21 protein-coding genes are annotated in these 22666 nt (G+C 68.3%); 12 read left to right on the plus strand and 9 right to left on the minus strand.

Annotation, left to right across the window (positions count from 1 at the left end):
* The first annotated feature begins 23 nt into the window (after positions 1–23).
* Positions 24–3173, plus strand: a complete 3150-nt coding sequence (locus AC07PF_RS24755) for an efflux RND transporter permease subunit (protein ID WP_494613623.1) — start codon at positions 24–26, stop codon at positions 3171–3173.
* 15 nt (positions 3174–3188) lie between these two features.
* Here AC07PF_RS24755 and AC07PF_RS24760 read toward each other — a convergent pair whose 3' ends face one another.
* A complete protein-coding gene (locus tag AC07PF_RS24760; RefSeq protein WP_494613624.1) occupies positions 3189–4604 on the minus strand; it encodes a sigma-54 interaction domain-containing protein in 1416 nt (471 codons plus the stop codon).
* 156 nt (positions 4605–4760) lie between these two features.
* On the opposite strand from AC07PF_RS24760, the gene AC07PF_RS24765 reads away from it, so the two are divergent.
* Complete coding sequence (locus AC07PF_RS24765; protein WP_494613625.1) at positions 4761–6371, plus strand: AMP-binding protein; 1611 nt, start codon at positions 4761–4763, stop codon at positions 6369–6371.
* Between the two features lie 32 nt (positions 6372–6403).
* On the plus strand, positions 6404–7165 hold the full coding sequence (locus AC07PF_RS24770; RefSeq protein WP_494613626.1) for an enoyl-CoA hydratase/isomerase family protein: 762 nt from the start codon (positions 6404–6406) through the stop codon (positions 7163–7165).
* A gap of 29 nt (positions 7166–7194) precedes the next feature.
* Here AC07PF_RS24770 and AC07PF_RS24775 read toward each other — a convergent pair whose 3' ends face one another.
* Genes AC07PF_RS24775 through AC07PF_RS24785 form a run of 3 tightly spaced genes read right to left on the minus strand, consistent with a single transcriptional unit; the run spans position 7195 to position 9295 of the window.
* Positions 7195–7836 carry a glutathione S-transferase family protein gene (locus AC07PF_RS24775; protein ID WP_494613627.1) on the minus strand — a complete coding sequence of 214 codons (642 nt, stop codon included), beginning with the start codon at positions 7834–7836 and terminating at the stop codon, positions 7195–7197.
* 35 nt (positions 7837–7871) lie between these two features.
* On the minus strand, positions 7872–8780 hold the full coding sequence (locus AC07PF_RS24780; protein ID WP_494613628.1) for a helix-turn-helix transcriptional regulator: 909 nt from the start codon (positions 8778–8780) through the stop codon (positions 7872–7874).
* 11 nt (positions 8781–8791) lie between these two features.
* Positions 8792–9295, minus strand: a complete 504-nt coding sequence (locus tag AC07PF_RS24785; RefSeq protein ID WP_494613629.1) for a YbhB/YbcL family Raf kinase inhibitor-like protein — start codon at positions 9293–9295, stop codon at positions 8792–8794.
* Positions 9296–9467: 172 nt separating this feature from the next.
* On the opposite strand from AC07PF_RS24785, the gene AC07PF_RS24790 reads away from it, so the two are divergent.
* Both AC07PF_RS24790 and AC07PF_RS24795 read left to right on the plus strand, forming a co-directional pair.
* Positions 9468–9950: a VOC family protein gene (locus tag AC07PF_RS24790; RefSeq protein WP_494613630.1), complete on the plus strand. Its 483-nt coding sequence runs from the start codon at positions 9468–9470 to the stop codon at positions 9948–9950.
* A gap of 298 nt (positions 9951–10248) precedes the next feature.
* Positions 10249–11400: an MFS transporter gene (locus tag AC07PF_RS24795; protein WP_494613631.1), complete on the plus strand. Its 1152-nt coding sequence runs from the start codon at positions 10249–10251 to the stop codon at positions 11398–11400.
* 17 nt (positions 11401–11417) lie between these two features.
* Here AC07PF_RS24795 and AC07PF_RS24800 read toward each other — a convergent pair whose 3' ends face one another.
* Positions 11418–12431: a LacI family DNA-binding transcriptional regulator gene (locus AC07PF_RS24800; RefSeq protein WP_494613632.1), complete on the minus strand. Its 1014-nt coding sequence runs from the start codon at positions 12429–12431 to the stop codon at positions 11418–11420.
* Between the two features lie 368 nt (positions 12432–12799).
* Here AC07PF_RS24800 and AC07PF_RS24805 point away from each other — a divergent pair, with 368 nt between their 5' ends.
* From AC07PF_RS24805 to AC07PF_RS24825, 5 genes are all read left to right on the plus strand, one after another.
* Entirely contained in the window at positions 12800–13759 is a 960-nt protein-coding gene (locus AC07PF_RS24805; protein ID WP_145697992.1) for a tripartite tricarboxylate transporter substrate binding protein, read from the plus strand.
* 67 nt (positions 13760–13826) lie between these two features.
* A complete protein-coding gene (locus tag AC07PF_RS24810; RefSeq protein WP_494613633.1) occupies positions 13827–14978 on the plus strand; it encodes an L-talarate/galactarate dehydratase in 1152 nt (383 codons plus the stop codon).
* 43 nt (positions 14979–15021) lie between these two features.
* On the plus strand, positions 15022–16629 hold the full coding sequence (gene garD, locus AC07PF_RS24815; RefSeq protein WP_494613634.1) for a galactarate dehydratase: 1608 nt from the start codon (positions 15022–15024) through the stop codon (positions 16627–16629).
* Positions 16630–16691: 62 nt separating this feature from the next.
* Positions 16692–17798 carry an SMP-30/gluconolactonase/LRE family protein gene (locus AC07PF_RS24820; RefSeq protein WP_494613635.1) on the plus strand — a complete coding sequence of 369 codons (1107 nt, stop codon included), beginning with the start codon at positions 16692–16694 and terminating at the stop codon, positions 17796–17798.
* Between the two features lie 45 nt (positions 17799–17843).
* A complete protein-coding gene (locus AC07PF_RS24825) occupies positions 17844–18614 on the plus strand; it encodes an SDR family oxidoreductase (RefSeq protein ID WP_494613636.1) in 771 nt (256 codons plus the stop codon).
* Positions 18615–18742: 128 nt separating this feature from the next.
* On the opposite strand, the gene AC07PF_RS24830 is transcribed toward AC07PF_RS24825, so the two are convergent.
* A complete protein-coding gene (locus AC07PF_RS24830; RefSeq protein ID WP_494613637.1) occupies positions 18743–19081 on the minus strand; it encodes a metalloregulator ArsR/SmtB family transcription factor in 339 nt (112 codons plus the stop codon).
* A 94-nt stretch (positions 19082–19175) separates the two neighbouring features.
* Here AC07PF_RS24830 and AC07PF_RS24835 point away from each other — a divergent pair, with 94 nt between their 5' ends.
* Positions 19176–19556 (plus strand): thiol-disulfide oxidoreductase DCC family protein, encoded by a 381-nt coding sequence (locus AC07PF_RS24835; protein WP_494613638.1) that lies wholly within the window; start codon positions 19176–19178, stop codon positions 19554–19556.
* Positions 19557–19597: 41 nt separating this feature from the next.
* Entirely contained in the window at positions 19598–20305 is a 708-nt protein-coding gene (gene ubiG, locus AC07PF_RS24840; protein WP_494613639.1) for a bifunctional 2-polyprenyl-6-hydroxyphenol methylase/3-demethylubiquinol 3-O-methyltransferase UbiG, read from the plus strand.
* A gap of 6 nt (positions 20306–20311) precedes the next feature.
* Here the strand turns inward: ubiG and AC07PF_RS24845 are convergent, their stop codons facing one another.
* The 3 genes from AC07PF_RS24845 to mobA form a co-directional block, all read right to left on the minus strand.
* A complete protein-coding gene (locus AC07PF_RS24845) occupies positions 20312–20638 on the minus strand; it encodes a thioredoxin family protein (protein ID WP_007848051.1) in 327 nt (108 codons plus the stop codon).
* 86 nt (positions 20639–20724) lie between these two features.
* A complete protein-coding gene (gene moeA, locus AC07PF_RS24850; RefSeq protein ID WP_494606091.1) occupies positions 20725–22017 on the minus strand; it encodes a molybdopterin molybdotransferase MoeA in 1293 nt (430 codons plus the stop codon).
* Positions 22014–22655 (minus strand): molybdenum cofactor guanylyltransferase MobA, encoded by a 642-nt coding sequence (gene mobA, locus AC07PF_RS24855; protein WP_494606089.1) that lies wholly within the window; start codon positions 22653–22655, stop codon positions 22014–22016. The genes moeA and mobA overlap by 4 nt, the downstream gene beginning before the upstream one ends.
* Positions 22656–22666: the final 11 nt, after the last annotated feature.

The following is a 22666-nucleotide window of genomic DNA, read 5'->3' on the forward strand; positions in this document are numbered from 1 at the left end:
ACCCCCCTCCATGAGCCCCTGCCATGCAACTCGCTGAACTATCGATCCGCCGGCCGGTGTTTGCCACCGTGCTGTCGCTGCTGGTGCTGCTGATCGGCGCCGTGAGCTTCACGCGCCTGTCGGTGCGCGAATACCCCAAGATCGACGAGCCCGTGGTCACCGTCAGCGTGCGCTATGCGGGGGCTTCGGCCGAGGTGATCGAGTCGCAGGTCACCAAGCCGCTCGAAGACTCGATTGCCGGCATCGACGCGGTGGACGTGATCACCTCCATCAGCCGTGCCGAGCAAAGCCAGATCAGCGTGCGCTTTCGCCTGGAGAAGGACGCCGACAACGCCGCCGCCGAGGTGCGCGACCGCACCGCCCGCGTGCGCAACCGCCTGCCCGATGCGGTGGACGAGCCCGTCATCGCCAAGGTCGAGGCCGACGCCTCGCCCGTGATGTGGCTGGCCTTCAGCAGCGACACGCGCACCCCGCTGGAGATCAACGACCTGCTCAACCGCATCGTCAAGCCGCGCCTGCAGACCGTGACCGGCGTGGCCGACGTGCCCATCTACGGTGAGCGCCGCTACGCCATGCGCGTGTGGCTCGACCCCGAGCGCATGGCCGGCTACCGCCTGACCACGCAGGACGTGGAAGACGCGATCCGCCGCAACAACCTGGAGCTGCCCGCCGGCCGCATCGAGTCGCAGCAGCGCGAATTCAGCGTCACCTCGCAGACCGATCTGGCCAGCCCGGCGCAGTTCTCGAACGTGGTGATCCGCACCGTCAACGGCTTTCCGGTGCGCATCCGCGACGTGGCGCGGGTGGAGGAGGGCGCCGCCAGCGACCGCAGCCGCGTGCGCTTGAACGGGCGCGAGGCCATCTCGCTGGGCGTGATCCGCCAGGCCACGGCCAACCCGCTGGAGCTGTCGGCCGGCGTGCGCGCCATGCTGCCCACGCTCAAGGCCGACCTGCCGCCGGACATCGCGATCGACATCGCCAACGACAACTCGCTGTTCATCGACCGCTCGGTGAAGAGCGTCTACACCACCATTGCCGAAGCCGTGGTGCTGGTGGCGCTGGTGATCTTCGTCTTCTTGCGCACGGCGCGCGCCTCCATCATCCCCATCGTCACCATCCCGGTGAGCCTGGTGGGCAGCTTTGCGCTGATGTCGCTGGCCGGCTTCTCGATCAACACCCTCACCTTGCTGGCCCTGGTGCTCGCCATCGGCCTGGTGGTGGACGATGCCATCGTGATGCTGGAGAACATCTACCGGCACATCGAGGAGGGGCTCGATCCGTTCTCGGCCGCCATCAAGGGCGCGCGCGAAATCGGCTTTGCCATCGTCGCCATGACGCTGACCCTGGTGGCCGTGTATGCGCCGCTGGCCTTCACGCCGGGCCGCACGGGCCGGCTGTTCGTCGAGTTCGCGCTGGCGCTGGCCGGCGCCGTGGTGGTTTCGGGCTTCGTGGCGCTCACGCTGTCGCCCATGATGTGCTCGCTGCTGCTCAAGCACAACCCCAAGCCCAACTGGTTCGACCGCTCCATGGAACGCTGGCTCACGGCCCTGTCGGACGCCTATGGCCGCCTGCTGCGCTGGATCGTTACCGCGCGCTGGGGCGGCCGGGCGGGGGGCGTGCGCGGCGCGCTGTTCCAGGCGCGTTGGCTGGTGATCCTGGCCATGGTGGTCAGCGGCGCCGCGCTGGTGCTGGTCTACCCCGGCATGCGCCAGGAGCTCTCGCCGCTGGAGGACCGCGGCACCATCCTGGTCAACGTCACCGCGCCTGACGGCGCCACGCTGGACTACACCAACCGCTATGCGCTGGAGCTCGAAAAGGTGGGCCGCGACTACCCCGAGTTCGACCGCATCTTCGCCAACATCGGCAACCCCACGGTGGCGCAGGGCAGCGTGATCTACCGCACGGTGGACTGGGAGAACCGTTCGCGCAGCACGCTCCACATGGTGCGCGAGCTGCAGCCCAAGGTGGTCGGCCTGCCGGGGGTGAATGCCTTCTTGATCACGCCGCCGTCGCTGGGCCAGCCGTTCCGCGCGCGCCCACTCACCTACGTGATCCAGACCTCCGACAGCTACGAGAACCTCAACGCCGTGTCCAACGCCATGATGGCCGAGATCGCCAAGAACCCCGGCATCATCTCCCCCGAGGCCGACCTGCGCCTGAACAAGCCCGAGCTGCGCATCGCCGTCAACCGCGACCGCGCCGCCGACCTGGGCGTGAGCGTGGACGTGGTGGCCAAGGCCATCGAGACCATGCTGGGCGGGCGCACCGTCACGCGCTACAAGCGCGACTCCGAGCAGTACGACGTGATCGTGCAGACCCAGGCCAGCGGCCGCACCACGCCCGAGAACATCGACAGCATCTACGTGCGCGGCCGCAACGACGCGATGATCCCGCTCTCGAGCCTGGTCAACGTCAAGGAAAGCGTGAGCCCGCGCGAGCTCAACCACTTCGGCCAGCGCCGCTCGGTCACCATCACGGCCAACCTGTCGCCCGAGTACTCGCTGGGCGAGGCCCTGGGCTTCATGGACGCCACGGCCGCCAAGGTGCTCAAGCCCGGCTACACCACCGATTTGAACGGCACCTCGCGCGAGTTCCGCAGCTCGCAGGGGGCTCTGGGCATCGTCTTCCTGCTGGCGCTGGTGTTCATCTTCCTGGTGCTGGCGGCGCAGTTCGAGAGTTTCATCGACCCGCTGGTGATCATGGTCTCGGTGCCGCTGTCCATGATCGGCGCGCTGCTGGCGCTCAAGTGGAGCGGGGGCTCGCTCAACGTGTACTCGCAGATCGGCCTGATCACGCTGGTGGGGCTGATCACCAAGCACGGCATCCTGATCGTGGAGTTCACCAACCAGCTGCGCGAGCAGGGCCTGGAGATGGTGGACGCGCTCGTCAAGGCCTCGGCCCAGCGCCTGCGCCCCATCCTGATGACCACGGGCGCCATGGTGCTCGGCGCCATCCCGCTGGCCCTGGCCTCGGGCGCCGGTGCCGAAACGCGCTCGCAGATCGGCTGGGTGATCGTGGGCGGCATGTCGTTGGGCACGCTGCTCACCATCTTCGTCGTGCCCACCATGTACACCCTGTTCGCGCGCAAGGCCGTGCCCGGGGCCAACACCGCCGTGGCCGCGGAGGAACCCGCCGAGCCGCTGCACCCACCGCACGACTACGTGGCGAAATAGGCCGGTTCGGCCGTCCTAGGCCAGTGGCCGCTCCAGCGCGATGCCGTGCAGGCGCAGCTTGGCATACAGCGTGGGCTTGGCAATGCCCAGGGCCTGCGCCGCGCGTGTCACGTTGTAGCGGTGGGCCTTGAGCGCATGCATGATGGCCTCGCGCTCGGCCGCGCGCAGGCTGCGCACTTCGGTGCCAGGGGCTGAGTCCGCGGGGGCCTGTGCACCCGGTGGCGCCGGCACCAGGCCCAGCACGCCGGCATCGAGCGTGCCGCCCTCGCTCAGGTGCACCAGCCGCTCCATGGCGTTCTCCAGCTCGCGCACGTTGCCCGGCCAGGGGTGCTGCAGCAGCGCGGCCAGCACGGCGGGCGGCAGCGAATGCACCGGCTTGCCCAGCGCCGTACCGTAGCGCGCCAGGAAATGCGTGGCCAGCAGCGCCACGTCGGCCGGGCGCTCGCGCAGCGGCGGCAGGGTCAGTGCGATCACATGGCAGCGGTAATACAGGTCCTCGCGGAACTCCTTGCGCGCCACCATGGCGTGCAGGTCGCGGTTGCTGGCCGTGACCACGCGCGCATCCACGCGCACGGCGCGCGTGCTGCCCAGGCGCACCACCTCGCGCTCCTGCAAAACACGCAAGAGCTTGGCCTGCACATCGAGCGGCAGCTCCGACACCTCGTCCAGAAAGATGGTGCCGCCGCTCGCTGCCTCGAACTTGCCCGGCCGCCCCTCGCGCTGAGCACCCGTGAAGGCGCCCGGCGCATGGCCGAACAGCTCGCTCTCGATCAGATCGCGCGGCAGCGCCGCGCAGTTCACCGCGATGAAGGGGCCGTCGCGCCGCGCGCTGGCGTTGTGGATGGCCTGGGCCAGCACCTCCTTGCCCGTGCCGCTCTCGCCGCACAGCAGCACATTGGCCTGGCCCGCAGCCGCCTTGCGCGCAGCGGCGATGGTGGCGCGCAGCGCGGGGCTCTGCCCGACCATGGTGTCGAAGGTGTGCCGCGCCTGGCTGCCCGCCAGGCGGTCCGCCAGCCGGTGCACGCCGCTGATCTCGCGGAAGGTGTTCACCACCGACAGCACGCGCCCGTCGGCTGCCTTTACGGGCACCGCCGTGTCCAGCACATGCAGCTGAAAGCGCGGCGTGGCGATGATGCGCTCGCGGTCGGTATAGCCCTCGCCGGTCAGGAACACCTGCTCCACCATGGTGTCGAAGTCGAGCAGCGACCCCAGCGTGCGCCCCTGTGCCAAGTGACGCGGCAACCGCAGCTGGCGCGCCGCCTCGGCATTGAGGTGGCGCACCACGCCCCCGGGCTCCAGCACCATCAGGCCATAGGGCACATGGTTCACCAGGGTCTGCAGCTCCTCGATGAGCTGGCCCTGGCGCTCCAGCAGGTCATCGGGCTTGGCGGCTGTAGCAGGAGGCGGGGAGGGTGGTCGCTTGGTGGGCATGGTGTTGCAATATAAAACGTTCAATTATTGAACGTTCGTTGCAAATCATATGCCCCCACGTCGGATGCAGAGAGCGGGGTTCCCAGATAAAGCCGGCCTGCCGCATGTGGCACGGAGCTTGCCCTGAAAGCAGGGCCTTCCTATCCTGCAACACCCATGGCCAAAGTCCCTTCCACCGCCACCCACGACCCCTTCGCATCCTCGCTCGGTGCCGAGCTGCGCCGCGCGGCCGCCGAGGTACCCGAGCAGCCCTTCATCCGCATGGCGGCAGGCGAGTGGTCCTACCGCCAGATCGACGAGGAAAGCGACCGCCTGGCCGCCGGCCTGCATGCCCAGGGCGTGCGTGCGGGCCACCACGTCAGCCTCATGCTGCCCAATTGCATCGAGATGGCCGTGCTCTGGTTCGCGCTGGCCAAGCTGGGTGCGGTGGCCGCGCCGGTCAACACCTCGTTTCGCGGCATGGTGCTGGCCGACGCGGTCAACCTCGTGGAAAGCCGCCTGGCCGTGGTGCACGCCAGCTTGCACCCCCAGTGGGCCGACGTGCAGGCCCGGTTGGCCACGGCCACCCAGGTCTTCGTGGTGGGGGCCGATGCGGCCGATGCCGCAGGATGCTTACCCTACGCCCTGCTGCGCGACGTGGAGCCCACAGAGCGCACCCTGCCGCGCCCCGAAGTCGCTTGCGATGCACTGTGTCTGCTGCTCTACACCTCGGGCACCACGGGCCGCTCCAAGGCGGCCATGATCGCGCACCGCTTCGTGCTGGCCCAGGCGCGGCTGTTCATCGCGGGGCTGGAACTGCGGCCCGACGATGTGCTGTACTGCCCCTACCCGATGTTCCACCTGGACGCCACGGTGATGACCATCGTGCCAGCGCTGCTGCTGCGCGGCGTGGCCGCCATCGGCGAGCGCTTCAGCGTCTCGCGCTACTGGGACGAGGTGCGCGCGCTGCAGGCCACCGTGTTCGATTTCATGGGCGCCACGGTCACCATGCTGTGGAAGCAGGCGCCATCACCCCGCGACCGCGACCACCGCGCGCGCCTGGGCTGGGGCGTGCCCCTGCCCGCGTTCGCCCCGCAGTTCGAGGAGCGCTTCGGCTGCCGCCTGGTGGAGCTGTACGGCTCCACCGAGGCCGGCGGCGTGATGTACACGCCGCTGAACGAACCGCGGCGCATGGGTTCGTGCGGCAAGGTGGCCCCTGCTTTCCGTGCACGGCTGGCAGACCCGCAGGGCTTCGAAGTGCCCGTGGGCCAGCCCGGCGAACTGCTGCTGCGCCCCGAGCAGCCCGGCCTGCTCATGCAGGGCTACTACGGCATGCCCGAGGTCACGCTCGCCGCCTTCAAGGACCTGTGGTTCCACACCGGCGACCTGCTGCGCCAGGACGAAGAGGGGTACATGTACTTCGTCGGCCGCACCAAGGACATCGTGCGCCGTCGCGGCGAGAACATCTCTGCCGCCGAGGTCGAGATGGGCATCGAGACCCACCCCGACGTGCTCGAATGCGCCGTGTTCGGCGTGCCCAGCGACATGACCGAGGAAGAGGTCATGGCCTGCGTGGTGCTGCGCCCCGGCGCGAGCCTCAGCCCTGCTGACCTCGCGCAGCATTGCAGCCAGCACATGGCCCGCTTCATGGTGCCGCGCTACCTGCGCCTGCTGCCCGCGCTGCCCAAGACCCCCACCGACAAGGTCGAGAAATTCCGCCTGCAGGCCGAAGGCATTGCGCCGGGGACCTGGGACCGCGAAGCAGAGACGCTGCGCACCACCAACTGACCATCCAACGAACGAAGAAAGCGAGACCAACCATGAGCTTTGCCACCCACACGATGGACGGCGCCGTCAGCGTCGTCACCCTGCAGCGCCCCGAGCGACTCAATGCCATCAGCGGAACGCTGCTGGTGGACCTGCACACCGCCCTGCAGGCCGCGCAGAACGAGCCCGCCACGCGGGCCATCGTGTTCACTGGCGCAGGCCGCGCCTTCTGCGCAGGCGACGACCTCAAGGAGTTCGGCGAACAGTCCGAAAGCCCCGCCGCCATCGCCGAGCACTGCGAGCGCATCCAGCAGATCACGCGCGACATCATGTTCGGCCCCAAGCTCGTCATCGGCGCCGTGCACGGCTATGCCGTGGGCGGCGGCTTCGAGTGGGTACTCAACTGCGACATGGTGGTCGCCGCCGACACCCTGGTCTGCTTCTTCCCCGAGATGGCACTGGGCCACTTCGTCACCGGCGGCGTCACCCACCTGCTGCCCCAGGCCCTGGGCCACCAGCGCACGATGGAGCTCATCGTGCTGGGCGAACGCCAGAGCGCCGCGGACCTCCAGGCCCTGGGCCTGGTCAACCGCGTGGTGCCTGCCGACCAGATGCTGCCCACCGCAATGGCCCTGGCCGCGGAGGTTGCCACCCGCTCGGCCGGCGCCACCGCGCGGCTCAAGCGCGTGCTGACTTCAGGCCTGGGGCCGAAGATCGAAGAGGCGCTGGTGGCAGAGGGCAAGGCTGCGAATGCCTGCTTTGCAGACCCGGATACGGCGCTGCGGATCGGGGTGTTTGCGAAGGGGCGGTTGTGATGTCGAGCAAGCGCCGTTGAACCGCGCTGTCAGCCCAGCAACGGCACCAGATCCGGATCCCCCTTCGCCATCGCACGCTGGTACGCCGGCCGCGCCCCGATGCGCTGCAGGTACGCGCGGATGTTGGGGTAAGGCCCCAGATCCAGCGGCTGGAACAGCCGCATGGTGGTGAGCGAGAACACGCTCATCACATCGGCGGCCGTGAACTCCTGCCCTGCGAAGTAGGGCACCTCGCCCAGTCGGGCCTCCACCAGCGCCAGCACCCGGTCCAGGCGCAGCTGCGCGTTCTGCTGCACCGGGTGGTCGGCAGGCAGCTGGGTGCGGTTGACCACCATCATGCGGCCCATCACGGGCATCAGGTTGCCATTGGAGAAGTGGAACCAGTACAGGAACTGCGCGTAGTCCGCATGCTCCGGCCCGGGCTTGAGGCGGCCGCCGCCGTGCTTGACGATGATGTACTCGACGATGGCGGCCGACTCGGCCAGCAGCAGGCTGCCGTCTTCGATGAGCGGCGCGGCGCCCAGCGGGTGCAGGGCCTTGAGTTCGGGCGGCGACAGGCGCGTGACGGCATCGCGCTTGTAGTGCACCAGGTCGTATTGCAGGCCCAGCTCTTCGCAGAGCCAGACGATGCGTTCGGATTGGGAGTGGCCGAGGTGGTGGATTTTGAGCATGGGTGTTGGATGTTGTGGGGGAGGGGACGAATGGATCAACTGGCGCTGCGCTCGTGCCCGCGCACGGCCGTGGGGGCAAAGCCGAAGCGCTGGCGAAAGCGCACCGCGAAGCGCGAGGGCGATTCATAACCCACCGACAGCGCGATGGATGACACCGGCTGCGTGGTGGCCTGCAGCAGCGTGAGCGCGGTGGCCATGCGCGCGTCCACCAGCAGCTGGGTGAGCGATGCGCCCTCGGCCACCAGGCGGCGGCGCAGCGTGGCCTCGGACACGGCAAGCGCGCTGGCGATGCGGCCGGCAGTCCATTCGGTGTCGAGCCGGCCCGTGATGAGGGCACGCACCTTGGCGGACACATCGGCATGCGCTTGCGGCGCGCGCAGGGCCATGCCGTGCTGCTCCAGCAGCCAGTGAAGCACCTCCAGCACGCGCAGGCGCGCGATGGACTCCGGCAAGGCCGCATCGGGTGCCAAGGCCTGGGCGGCGCGCTCGAACGCGCTGGCCAATGGCGCCGCGACCCGGGGCACCAGGCGCACGCTGGCGCTGGCCGCGGCGCTACCTTGTTGCTGCTGCTCCACCTGCGCTGCGCGCGCCTGGTAGCCGGGGTCTTCGAGCAGCGCGGTGTCTAAGACCAGCCAGCGGGCCTCATAGTGCGCCACACCCTCAGGTACGGCATTGGTGAAGTCCACCGTCTGCTGCCCGTCGATCACGATGGCCTGCCCGGGCATGGCGCAGGCCGTGGCACCGCGCTCGGCGCGCACGGTCTTGGTGCCCTGGTCCACCAGGATCAGCGCGGGCTGGTCCATGCGCATGCGCAGGATTTCCAGCCCGCGCCCCTGCAGCACATGGGCCGCCATGCCCACGCCAGGCAGGGCGTAGATGCTGCGGGCTAGGGCTGCGCTGTCGGGTGGGGCGTGGCGTGTGCTGCGCATGGGGCTGTGGTTCATGCCGTGCGTGCTCAGCGTGCGCCCATGGCAGTGAAGCTGGCCTTGCCCACCGTGTGGGCCCCGGCCATGAAGGCCAGCAGCGCGGGCGTTGCCGTGGGCGGCAGGTCGAGCCGGGGTACATCGAGCGCGGTCACGGTGAGCACGTAGCGGTGCGTTTCGCCCGGCGGGGGCAGGGGCCCCCCATAGCCAGGCACGCCCATGTCGGTGTTGATCTCCACCGCGCCGGGAGGCAGTGCGCTGGTGCCTGCCAGCCCGGCACCGCGTGGCAGCGCACTGGCGGTGGCGGGGATATTGGCCACAGCCCAGTGCCACCAGCCCGAGCCGGTGGGGGCGTCGGGGTCGTACAGGGTGACGATGAAGCTCTGCGCGTTGGCCGGCGCGCCCTGCCATTCGATCTGCGGTGACAGGTTGTCGCCCGGGCCGCCCATGGCGCTGGCGAACTGCGCGCGGGCCACGCGGCCATCGGCCATGTCGGGGCTGTGTACGGTGAAAGGGGGTGCGGTGTTGAAAGGCATGTCGGTTCCCGGAGTTGGTGTGTGGAAAGTCTAGGTTCCAGGGGGCTTTCAAAGGGTGCGGCGCCAATCGCATTCTGTGCCAATCCGATCAAGCTCATGTCCTACAGACCGTGGGTTGCAGTCGCGCCTCGGACGCGACACACTGGCCGCTTTTCCCACACCGGAGACCTGCATGCCCGCCGCCAAGAACACCGTCTGCATCTGGTACGACAGCGAAGCCGAGGCCGCTGCCAACTTCTACGCCCAGACCTTTCCGGACAGCCAGGTGACGGCCGTGCACCCGGCACCATCCGACTTCCCGGGCGGCGGCAAGAAGGGCAATGTGCTGACGGTGGAATTCACCGTCGCCGGCATCCCCTGCATTGGCCTGAACGGCGGCCCACAGTTCAAGCACAGCGAGGCCTTCTCGTTCCAGATCGCCACCGACGACCAGGCCGAGACCGACCGCCTGTGGAACGCCATCGTCGGCAACGGCGGGCAGGAGAGCCAGTGTGGCTGGTGCAAGGACCGCTGGGGCATCAACTGGCAGATCACCCCGCGCGTGCTGACCAATGCCATGGCCCAGGGCGGGGAGGTGGCCAAGCGTGCGTTCCAGGCCATGATGCCGATGAGAAAGATCGATGTGGCGGCGATAGAAAAGGCCGTTCGCGGCTGAGCCTGGTCGTGTGAAGTTCTGTCGGCGCATCGGAGAAATTTTTTTCCCCGATGCGGTTGACGGGCAGCGAAACACCACGCCATAATCCGCCCCGCAGCCGCTTGCCGGCCTGTCGTAAGCGTTACCGTCATCCAACGCGTCCTTTGTCGAGAGGAGCCCAGTAAGGGCGTGTCTCGGCGTTTTAAAAGGCGCGCTCTCCATGACGTCACGCATTTCGCATTCTTCTTCTCCGTCTTCCTCTCCCTCCGTTTCTTCTTCCGTTCGCCCGCTCGGGTTGGCTGGTGCACCCGCGCCTGCCTTGTTTACAGCGCTTGCGCCGGTGGTGCTGGCGGTCTTCCTCGGGTTCTTGTCCATCAGCATCCCGCTCGGCGCGCTGGCGCTGGAGGTGCGCGACCACCTGGGCTTTGGCGCGGCCACGGTGGGCTGGGCCATCGGCCTGCAGTCGCTGGCCACCCTGCTCACGCGCCACCAGGCGGGCACCTTGTGCGACCAGCGCGGGCCGCGCTTCGCCGTGCTGCTGGGCCTGCCGCTCACGGCGTGCTCGGGGCTGGCCTATGTGCTGGCCAGTGTGCTGTCCCTGGGGGCTGCAACCAGCCTGGCCGTGCTGATCCTCGGCCGCCTGGTGGCGGGCCTCGGTGAAAGCCTGTTCCTCACCGGCCTCATGAGCTGGGGCATTGCGCGCGTGGGGCCGGCGCGCACGGGCTCGGTCATGTCCTGGGTGGGCATTGCCATCTATGCGGCGCTGGGCCTGGGCGCCCCGCTGGGGCTGGCGGTGCAGCCGGTGTTCGGTTTTGCGGGCGTGGGCGCACTGGTCTTGCTCACGCCGCTCCTGGCCTGGGCCATTGCGCTGCGGCTGCCGGCGGTGCCGGCCTCGGGTGGGCAGCAGCGCGTGCCGTTCCACCGCGTGCTGGGCCTGATCTGGCGGCCGGGCCTGGTGCTGGCGCTGGCCACCGTGCCCTATGCGGCCATGGCGGCCTTCCTCACGCTCGACTACGCGGCCCACGGCTGGCCGCATGCGGGCACGGCGCTGCTGGGTTTCAGCGCGGCCTACATCCTGGTGCGCCTGGTGGGTTCGGGCCTGCCGGACCGCTTTGGCGCCACGGCCGTGGCCGTGGGATCGCTGGCTTTCGAGGCCGTGGGCCAGCTGCTGGTCTGGCAGGCCGCAAGCCCCGCCATGGCCGTGCTGGGTGCCACGCTCACGGGCCTGGGCTTTTCGCTGGTGTTCCCGGCCATGGGCGTGCTGGCCACGCGCTCGGTGCCACCCGAGCAGCGCGGCCGCGCGGTGGGCAACTTCATCGCCTTTGCCGACATTGCGCTGGGCGTGACGGGGCCGGTGGTGGGCATGGCGACGCACTGGTTCGGCATCGGCACGGCCTTTCTCGTGGGAGTAGGCGCCACGTGCCTGGCGCTGGCCTTGCTGGCGACCGTGCGGCTGGGGCACAGGGCGTAGGCCCGTGCACCCGGCGGTTACTCCGCGTCCACCGACGTGGAGCGCCGCTCGATCATGCGAAACCCCAGGTCCACGATGGGCTGCTCCACGGTCTCGCCATTGCAGCGCGCCAGGATGAGCTGCGCGGCCAGGCGGCCGATCTCGGGGCCGTCCACGTGCACGGTGGTGATCGACGGCACCGTGTGCGCGCCGAACTCGGCATTGCCGAAGCCCACCACGGCCAGATCCTCGGGCACGCGCAGGCCACGGGCCTGGGCCTCCACCAGCACGCCGTGGGCCAGGGTGTCGGAGCTGCAGCACACGGCTTGCAGGCCCGGCTCCTTGTCCAGCAGCTCGGCCAGCGCGCGGCGGCCCAGGGCCAGGCTGCTGGGCGCGGGCACCACGGCGGTGGGCACGTCGTTGCGGCCCAGCGTGGCCAGAAAGCCTTCGCGCCGCAGCATGGCGCGGTGGTCGCTGCCGGTGGCGATGCCGACCCTGGTCCAGCCGCGCGAGAGGAAGTAGCCACCCACCGCTCCGCCCACCTTGAGGTGCGAGAAACCGATCACCATGTCCACCGGCCGGTCGCTCAGGTCCCAGGTTTCCACCACCGGGATGCCGGACCGCCTGAGCCGGTCGCGTGCCTTTTGCGACTGCACCAGGCCGGTCATCACGATGCCGTCGGGTTGGCGGCTGATCATGGTGTTGAGCACGGCCTCCTCGCGCTCGGCGTCGTAGTTGGTCTGTCCCACGATGACCTGGTAGCCGCCCGCGGCCAGCGCCGAGGTGAGGGTCTGCACGGTGGGCAAAAACTGCGATACCGACAGCGCCGGCACGATGGCCGCGACCATGCGGCTGCGCTTGGACTTGAGGCCGCCCGCAAGCAGGTTGGGGATATAGCCCGTGGCCTCCACGGCCTCGCGCACCTTGGCGATCGTCTTGTCCGACACCACGCCCGGGTTGCTCAGCGCGCGCGAGGCGGTGATGAGCGATACGCCCGCGACCTTGGCCACATCGTGCAGGGTGACGGGCTTGTGGGGGGCGGGGGTGTTCATGGACGGGTACGGCGACGCAAGGGCAGGGCTGGCGCAATGGAGAGAGAAGTCCGTACCCTACCAAAATTCCGGGCCCCTTCCGCGGTGGGAGGCCCGGGCAGGGTGTCTGGTGGCTGGCTTGCAGATACTGCGCATTGCATGGGTTGACTGTGATAAATGACAACGATATCATTTGCGCCGAACGGTAGCAAAGGCGCTTTCACGAGGCTTGTGGCTTTCGGAAAGATGGAGCAGTCGGCAAGACGACTTTATTTGCCAAAAATGACAACGTTACCATTTTCGGGGGAGGCACTGCTTTCCCCTCCCGGCCGTGCCGCTCGTCCATGGGTGATGGGCGGCCAGACCGTTTACCAACAAGGAGACAACGCATGAAAAAGACACTCACAGCCCTGTGCCTCGGCCTGGCCGCACTCGCATCGCACGCCCAGGCCTGGCCTGAAAAAGCGGTGACATTGGTCGTACCGTTCCCGCCCGGGGGCTCCACCGACCAGGTGGCGCGCGCCGTGGGCCCGCTGCTCACCAACAAGTTCAAGCAGTCCTTCCTGGTGGAGAACAAGGCCGGGGCCACGGGCACCATCGGCGCCACCTTCGTCAAGCGTGCGCCGGCCGATGGGTATACCTTCCTGGTCACCTCGCTGGGCCCGCTGGTCATCACGCCGCATCTGCTCAAGGGCATGCAGTACGACCCGCTCAAGGACTTCGACCTGGTCACCGTGGCCGTGCAGTCGCCCAATGTGCTCGTCGTGCCCACCAATTCGCCGCTCAAGTCGGTGGCCGACGTGATCGCAAGCCTCAAGGCCAATCCCGGCAAGCTGACCTTCGCCTCGGCTGGCAACGGCTCCAGCGACCACCTGACGGCCGAGCTGTTCTGGCAGCAGACGGGCACCACCGCCATCCATGTGCCCTACAAGGGCGGTGCGCCTGCGCACACCGACATCATGGGCGGGCAGGTCGATGCCTCGTTCCAGAACGTCAACTCGGTGGTGCAGTACATCAAGGGCGGCAAGATGCGCGCCCTGGCCGTGACCAGCGCCGCGCGTTCGCCCGTGCTGCCCGATGTGCCCACCCTGACCGAGGCCGGCGTGAAGAACGTGGAGGTCACCTCCTGGCAGGCCATCGTCGCGCCCAAGGGCCTGCCGCCCGCCGTGCGCGAGAAGGCCCACGCCGCGTTCGCCGAGGCGCTCAACGACCCCAAAGTCAAGGACCAGTTCGTTGGCATCGGCTTCGAGATGGTGGTCAACACGCCAGCCCAGTTCGCCGAATTCCAGAAGAAGGAATACGCGCGCTGGAAGACGGTGATCGAGACCGGCAAGATCTCCATCGACTGATGCGTCACCGGCCCCGAGGCGCAGCCTTGGGGCCCTTGTTTTCCCTGTTGTTCCCCAGTCCCTGCCCATGACCTCCTCCATCCCCTCCGCCGCTGGCGATTCCATCGCCTGGGTCCGCATCTCCTCGTGCTACCTGCCGCTGGCCAACCCGATCAGCGATGCCAAGGTGCTCACCGGCCGCCAGAAGCCGATGACCGAGATCGCGATGCTGTTCGCCGAGATCGAGACCAAGGATGGCCACAAGGGCCTGGGGCTGAGCTATTCCAAGCGTGCGGGCGGGCCGGGGCAGTTCGCCCACGCCAAGGAGATTGCGCCGGCACTGATCGGTGAGGACCCGAGCGACATTTCGCGCCTGTGGACCAAGCTGTGCTGGGCCGGTGCCTCCGTGGGGCGCAGCGGCATGTCCACCCAGGCCATCGGCGCCTTCGACGTGGCGCTGTACGACCTCAAGGCGCGCCGCGCGGGGCTGTCGCTGTCCAAGCTCTTGGGCTCGCAGCGCGACTCGGTGCAGTGCTACAACACCTCGGGCGGCTTTCTGCACACGCCCATCGAGCAACTGGTGGTGAACGCGGGCGCTTCCATCGAGCGCGGCATCGGCGGCATCAAGCTCAAGGTCGGCCAACCCGACCGGGCGCTGGACATCAAGCGCGTGGAGACCGTGCGCAAGCACCTGGGCGAGCAGGTGCCGCTGATGGTGGACGCCAACCAGCAGTGGGACCGCCCCACGGCCCAGCGCATGTGCCGCATCTTCGAAGAATTCAACCTGGTGTGGATCGAGGAGCCGCTCGACGCTTACGATTTCGAGGGCCACGCCGCGCTGGCCGCGACCTTCGACACACCGATCGCCACCGGCGAAATGCTCACCAGCGCTGCCGAGCACGGCGAGCTGATACGCCACCGCGCAGCCGACTACCTGATGCCCGACGCACCGCGCGTGGGCGGCATCACGCCCTTCCTCAAGATCGCCGGGCAGGCCGAGCATGCCGGCCTGAGCCTGGGCCCGCACTTCGCCATGGAGCTGCACGTGCACCTGGCTGCCGTGTATGCCACCGAGCCCTGGGTGGAGCATTTCGACTGGCTGGAGCCGTTGTTCAACGAGCGCCTGGAGATCCAGAACGGTCGCATGCTCGTGCCCACGCGCCCCGGCCTGGGCCTGAGCCTGAGCGAGCAGGCGCGCGCCTGGACACGCGAGAGCGCAGAAGTCGGACAGCGCCCCTGACGCGCCTGCGGTAGATTGAGAAAAACAGCACCGAGAAAACCCCATGACCGATAGCACCGCATCCACCACGACCCCGGCGCGGCCGCCCCTGCACATCAAGATGGACGAGCGCGACAACGTCGCCATCGTCGCCAACGACGGGGGGCTGCCTGCGGGCACGGTGTTTCCCTCTGGCCTGACCTTGGTGGACAAGGTGCCGCAGGCGCACAAGGTGGCGCTGGTGGACATCCCTGAAGGCGGCGAGGTGCGCCGCTACAACGTGCCCATCGGCTATGCCCTGAAAGCCATCCCCGCTGGCAGCTGGGTGCACGAGCGCCTGCTGCGCATGCCTGAGGCGCGCGAGCTCGAAGGCCTGCCCATCGCCACCGTCAAGCCCGAGCCGCAGCCCGCCCTGGAGGGCTACACCTTCGAGGGCTACCGCAATGCCGATGGCTCGGTGGGCACGCGCAACATCCTGGCCATCACGCAGACCGTGCAGTGCGTGGCTGGCGTCACCGACTTCGCCGTGCAGCGCATCAAGTCCGAGCTGCTGCCGCGCTTTCCCAACGTCGACGACGTGGTGGCGCTGGAGCACACCTATGGCTGCGGCGTGGCCATCGACGCACCCGACGCGGTGATCCCCATCCGCACGCTGCGCAACATCTCGCTCAACCCCAACTTCGGCGGCGAGGTCATGGTGGTCAGCCTGGGCTGCGAGAAGCTGCAGCCCGAGCGCCTGCTGCCGCCCGGCAGCATCCCGCTGGTGGATGAGCGCAGCGTGGCCGACACGGGCACCAGCGCCGAAACGCCGCTCGACGTGGTGTGCCTGCAGGACGATGCGCACGTGGGCTTCATGTCCATGGTCGACTCCATCCTGCGCCAGGCCGAGCTGCACCTCAAGCGTCTGAACGCGCGCCGGCGCGAGACCGTGCCTGCCAGCGAACTCGTGGTGGGCGTGCAGTGCGGCGGCAGCGATGCGTTCTCGGGCGTCACGGCCAATCCGGCCGTGGGCTACTGCACCGACCTGCTGGTGCGCGCAGGTGCCACCGTGATGTTCTCGGAAACCACCGAGGTGCGCGATGGCATCGACCAGCTCACCTCGCGTGCCTCCACCCCCGAAGTGGCCGAGGCCATGATCCGCGAGATGGCCTGGTACGACGCCTACCTGCAGCGCGGCCGCGTGGACCGCAGCGCCAACACCACTCCGGGCAACAAGAAGGGCGGCCTGTCCAACATCGTGGAAAAGGCCATGGGCTCCATCGTCAAGTCGGGCAGCTCGCCGATCTCGGGCGTGATCGCGCCGGGCGAGAAGCTCAAGCAACGCGGCCTGATCTACGCGGCCACGCCGGCCAGCGACTTCATCTGCGGCACCCTGCAACTGGCTGCGGGCATGAACCTGCACGTGTTCACCACCGGCCGCGGCACGCCCTATGGCCTGGCCCAGGTGCCCGTCATCAAGGTGGCCACGCGCGACGACCTGGCGCGCCGCTGGCATGACCTGATGGACATCAACGCCGGAACGATCGCCACCGGCGAAAAGACGATTGCCGACGTGGGCTGGGAGATGTTCCAGCTCATGCTCGACGTGGCCAGCGGGCGCAAGAAGACCTGGGCCGAGCAGTGGAAGCTGCACAACGCCCTGGTGCTTTTCAACCCGGCGCCCGTCACCTGACCCTGCGGCCGAAGCCGCGTTCCGCTTTCTTTCATGCAAAACCACAACAGGAGACAAGAGCGATGACGACAAACAAGAACCAGGCCCGCCGGCAGTTCCTGAAAACGGCGGCCGGCACTGGCATGGCTGCGCTGAGCGGCCTGGCTGGCGCCCAGGCCTTCGACTTCAGGCCCAACCAGCGCTACCCCGACCCGTCGGTGTTCATCCTGGACCCGAGCTTTTCCAAGTACCGCATCTACAGCAGCACGGTGGAGCAGCTGGGCACGGGCATGCGCTGGGCCGAAGGGCCGGCCTATTTCCCCGAGGGCGGCTACCTGCTGCTCAGCGATATCCCGAATAACCGGTTGATGAAGTACGACGAGAAGACCGGGCAGTTCTCGGTGCACAAGACCAACGTCAACTACGCCAACGGCAATGTCTGCGACCGCCAGGGCCGGCTCATCACCTGCGAGCATTCGGTGACGCGCCGCGTGACCCGCACCGAGAAGGACGGGCGCATCACCGTGCTGGCCGACCGTTTCGAGGGCAAGCGCCTGAACGCGCCCAACGACATCGTCGTCAAGTCGGACGACAGCGTCTGGTTCACCGACCCGACCTTCGGCATCAACGGCGAATGGGAGGGCTCGCGCGCCACGCCCGAGCAGGCCACGACGAATGTCTACCGCATCGCGCCCGACGGCAAGCTCACCGCGGTGATCACCGACCTGGTCAACCCCAACGGCCTGGCCTTCTCGCCCGACGAGAAGAAGCTCTACGTGGTGGAGTGGAAGGGCACGCCCAACCGCAGCATCTGGGCCTACGACGTGTCTGCAGACGGGGCCACCGTCTCCAACAAGACCAAGCTCATCGATGCCGCCGGCCCCGGCGCGTTCGACGGCTTCAAGGTCGACCGCGACGGCAACCTGTGGTGCGGCTGGGGCTACACCGGTGCCGTGGCGGCCGAGCCCACGGACATCGGTGGCGGCATGAAGGCGCACCTGCCCACGGGCCGCTCCGACGAGATGGACGGTGTGAAGGTCTTCAACCCCGAGGGCAAGCCCATCGGCTTCATCCGCCTGCCCGAGCGCTGTGCCAACCTGGCCTTTGGCGGGCCCAAGCGCAACCGGCTGTACATGACCAGCAGCCATTCGCTGTACGCGCTGTACGTCGAGTCGCACGGAGCAGTGTAAGGTTTCGCGTTCGCCAGTTTTTACCTATCCAACAGGAGTCATTGCGTGTCCTCTCTTCCCGCTCAGAAAGTCGCTCTCGTCACCGGTGCCGGCAGCGGCATCGGCCGTGCCGTTGCCCTGCAGCTCGCCAAGGACGGTTTCCACGTCGTGGCCACCGGGCGCCGTACCGAATTGCTCGATGCCCTGGTGGCCGAGGTGCAGGCTGCGGGGGGCAAGGCCCTGGCCGTGGTGTCCGACGTGCGCGACCCGGCCAGCGTGGATGCGCTGTTCCAGACCGTCGAGAAGGAATGCGGCCGCCTGGACGTGCTGTTCAACAACGCCGGCATCGGCGCGCCTGCCTTGCCCATGGACGAACTGCCCGTGGAAAAGTGGCTGGACGTGGTGAACACCAACATCACCGGCGTGTTCCTGTGCGCGCGGGCCGCCTTCGGCCTCATGCGCCGCCAGTCGCCGCAGGGCGGGCGCATCATCAACAACGGCTCCATTTCCGCGCACACGCCGCGGCCCTTCAGCAGCCCCTACACGGCCAGCAAGCATGCCGTGCTGGGCCTGACCAAGTGCCTGGCGCTGGACGGCCGCGCCTACAACATCGTCGGCTGCCAGATCGACATTGGCAATGCGCTGACCGACCTGGCGGCCCGCATGGGCAAGGGCGAAGGCGTGCGCCAGGCCAATGGCACCATGTCCACCGAGCCGCTGATGGACGTCAAGCACGTGGCCGATGCCGTGAGCTACATGGCCAGCCTGCCATTGAGCGCCAACGTGCTCAACATGACGGTGATGGCATCGAACATGCCGTTCGCCGGAAGAGGCTGAGGCGGCTTGACCTTCAACCGGCTAACGTCGTTGGAGAGCCTTGCCGTGCTACAGCACTGTCTGCGGCTCTCCGCCTAGCTATCCGGCTGAATGCCAAGCCGCGAGACTGCTGAGGGGCAGGCTTCGTTCTACTTGACAGTCGGCTTGGCGCCTGCCGCCTTGGCCTTGCTCTGGGCCAGGGCGCGGCTTTCCTTCTTGAGCCCGGTGGACACGGGGCACACGCTCTGCATGAAGCCCGTGAGCGTGTGGGCCAGGTTGTCGCGCAGCAGGCTGTAGTAGACGAACTGGCCGCGCTTTTCCGACGTGACGAGGCCGGCGTTCTCCAGCACCTTGAGGTGCTGCGAGAGCGAGGGCTTGCTCATCTCGAAGCGCGCGGCGATCTCGCCCGCGGACAGCTCGGCCTCAGACAGGTAGGCCAGGATCTTGCGCCGGGGGGTGGACGCAAGCGCTTCGAAGATTTTTTCCATCCGCGCATTCTAGCGAAGCTGTGTCGTGACTTATTTAATTAAATATTTAGGTATTTAACTAAATATTGCTATGATGACTGCAAAGGACATGGCCATGAGCAACACCCCCAACCCCACTGCCACCGTGTACTACAACAGCGCCTGCCCCGTGTGCGACGCCGGCATCTGCGCCATGCGGGAGCGGCTGACCGCCGATGCGGATGTGCAATGGGTGGACGTGCACCAGCACCCCGAGGTGCTCGATGCCCTGGGCCTGGAGCTCGAAGCCGTGCGCGAGCGCCTGCACGTGGCCGACGGGCAGGGGCGCATGCAGGTGGGCGCCGATGCCCTGGCCGCAGCCCTGCGGCGCGTGCCGCGCTGGGGCTGGCTGGCCGCGCCGCTGCGGTGGTGGGGTGTGCGCAAGGTCACCGACCTTTTCTACAACGCCTTTGCGCGCCGGCTCTACCGCTGGAACCGGGCCAAGGGCCATTGGTAAGCCGATCAATCGTTTTCCCATTCCAAAGAAGGAGCAACACCATGGTCCACACCAACTTCGACGCCGCCGAACTCGCCAAATTCCAGCAACTGGCCGACCGCTGGTGGGATCCGCAATCGGAGTTCCGCCCGCTGCACGAGATCAACCCGCTGCGCCTGCAATGGATCGACGATGCGGTCTCGCTCTCCGGCAAGCGCGTGCTCGACGTGGGCTGCGGCGGCGGCATCCTGGCCGAGTCCATGGCCCGGCGCGGGGCCGACGTGCTGGGTATCGATCTGGCGGACAAGCCGCTCAAGGTGGCCACGCTGCATGCGCGCAAGAGCGGGGCGAGCGTGGCCTACCGCGCCGTGTCGGCCGAGGAGCTGGCGGCCGAGCAGCCAGGCAGCTACGACGTGGTGACCTGCATGGAGATGCTGGAACATGTGCCCGACCCGCGCCTGGTGGTCGAGGCCTGTGCGCGGCTCGTGAAGCCCGGTGGCTGGGTGTTCTTTTCCACCATCAACCGCACGCCCTTTGCGTGGCTGATTGCAGTGTTTGGTGCCGAGTATGTGCTGCGGCTGCTGCCCGTGGGCACGCACGACTGGCGCAAGTTCATCCGCCCGCACGAGCTCACCGTCCATGCCCATGGGGCCGGCCTGGCCCTTACGGATGCGCGCGGGCTGGGCTACAACCCGTTCACCCGGGTATTCAGGCTGCACCGCGCGCTGCGCGTGGGCTACCTGTTGGCGATGAAGAAGAAGGAGGGCTGAAGGGGCTCAGCCGGCCACGGCCTGCAGGGCCTGCTGTACATCGGCCGCCTGCTGCGGGCGCACCAGGCGCTCCACTTCCTTGCCATCCTTGAGGAAGACCAGCGTCGGCCAGAGCTTCACGCCGAAGGTGCGTCCCAGGCGCTGGCCGGGGCCGTCCTCGACCTTGATGTGGGCCACGTCGGCGCGGTCCTTCAAGGCCCCTTCGATGAGCGGCTGGGCGCGCTGGCAGTGGCCGCACCAGGGCGTGCCGAACTCGACGACGGTGGTTCCCGCCAACTGGTCCACTTCATCGCGCGAAGGCGGCTGTACAAGGTGTTTGGCTGCGTAAGGCATGGTGTATCTCGTTCCAATGGAGGATGTTCGGTACAGCGTAGACCGTGTCGGGCCAGGCGTGGGGAAGGCCAGGCCGCACCTGCATGTCAGATCACGCCGTCAAAAACCATCACGTCGACGGGCTCGCCGGCCGCCACGTCGCCCTGGCCATGGTGCAGCACGATGAGGCCATTGGCCTGCACCATGGAGCTGAGCACGCCCGAGCCCTGGTTGCCGGTGGTGCAGACCTGCAGGCTGCCGTCGGGCGCGGTGCTCACCGTGCCGCGCTGGTACTCGGTGCGGCCGGGCTTCTTGCGCAGGGCTTCGGTGCTGGTGGCGCGCATCAGGGGCACGGGGGTGTGGGTGCTGCCCATCATGCGCAGCAGGGCCGGGCGCACGAAGGCCAGGAAGGTGACCATCACCGCCACCGGGTTGCCGGGCAGGCCGAACAGCACGGCGCTGCGGCCATCATCCTGCGTGTCGCTGGCCAGGCGGCCCACGGCCATGGGGCGGCCGGGCCGCATGGCGATGCGCCAGAAGGCCACGTCGCCGAGCTGCTTCATCATGGTGCGCGTATGGTCGGCCTCGCCCACGCTCACACCACCGCTGGTGATGATGGCGTCGGCCTGCTGCGCCGCCTGGCGAAAGGCGGCCTCCAGCAGGGCGGGCTCATCGCGCACCACCCCGAGGTCGATCACCTCCACCCCCAGGCGCGTGAGCAGGCCGAACACGGTGTAGCGGTTGCTGTCGTACACCGCGCCCTCGCGCGGGGCCTCGCCCAGGCTCAGGATCTCGTCGCCGGTGGAAAAGTAGGCCACGCGCAGGCGCCGGTACACCGCCACCGTGGGCAGGCCCAGGCTGGCCACCAGGCCCAGCGCGGCGGGGGTGAGCAGTTCGCCCTGCGCGAGCGCAACACTGCCTTGCATCAGGTCCTCGCCCTCGAAGCGGCGGTTATCGCCCGGGCGCAGCACATCGGCGGCAATGGTGATGGACCCGTCCGCCCCGGTGCTGGTGAACTCCTGCGGCACCACGGTGTCCAGGCCCGCCGGCATGATGGCGCCGGTCATGATCTTCACGCACTCGCCTGCAGCCACGCTGCCCGTCCAGGCCTTGCCGGCCAGGGCCGTGCCCACGGGGCGCAGCGTGAGCGGCTGGCCCGGCACCAGTTGCGCACCGTCCAGCGCGTAGCCGTCCATGGCCGAGTTGTCGTGCGGCGGCACGCTCACGGGCGAGACCACGTCGCTGGCCAGCACGCGGCCCAGCGCATCGAAGAGGGGCAGGGTTTCGCTGCCCTGCACCGGCTGCACCAGGCGCGCGAGGAAGGCGTTGGCATCGGCAACGCTCAGGGCCTTGGGGTCGTAGCCCTGCAGTTCGGCGGCAATCTGGGCAAGGGTCTTCATGGGCGGTTGGATGGTGTACCGGCCTCCAGCGCATGCAGCTCGGCCAGGGTGTTGGCGTTGAAGAAGGCCTGCGGGTCGTCGCCCGGTGCGTTGAACGGCACGACGGCGCAGGCATGCTGGCCGGTCCAGGCATCGATCTTGCGACCGCCGGCCTGGGTGAAGGCCACCAGGCTCTCCAGCAACTCCACGCGCATCAGGCAGAACACGGGCTGGGGGCGCACGGCCACCTGGCCGCTGCCGTCGTCCTCGGGGGCGGCCGCCATGGCGATGTCGGCACCCGCTTCCTCGGCCGCAGCAGCCAGGCGCGCAGCCAGGTCCAGCGGGAACAAGGGGGTGTCGCAGGGCACGGTCAGCATCCACGGCGTCTCGCAGCGCTCCAGCCCGGTCATGAAGCCGGCCAGCGGCCCCGCATAGTCGGCCAGTACGTCGGGCCACACCGGTGCACCGAAGGATTCGTAGGCTGCCAGGTTGCGGTTGGCGTTGACCATGGTGGCCCCGGTCTGCATCTGCAGCCGCATCAGCGTGTGCAGCGCCAGCGGCATGCCGCGAAAGCCCTGCAGGCCCTTGTCGACCCCGCCCATGCGGGAGCCGCGGCCCCCGGCCAGCACGAGGCCGGTGATGTCCTGGATGTCGATCATTGGAAGGTGTG

Source organism: Acidovorax sp. GW821-FHT10A04, from assembly GCF_059415825.1.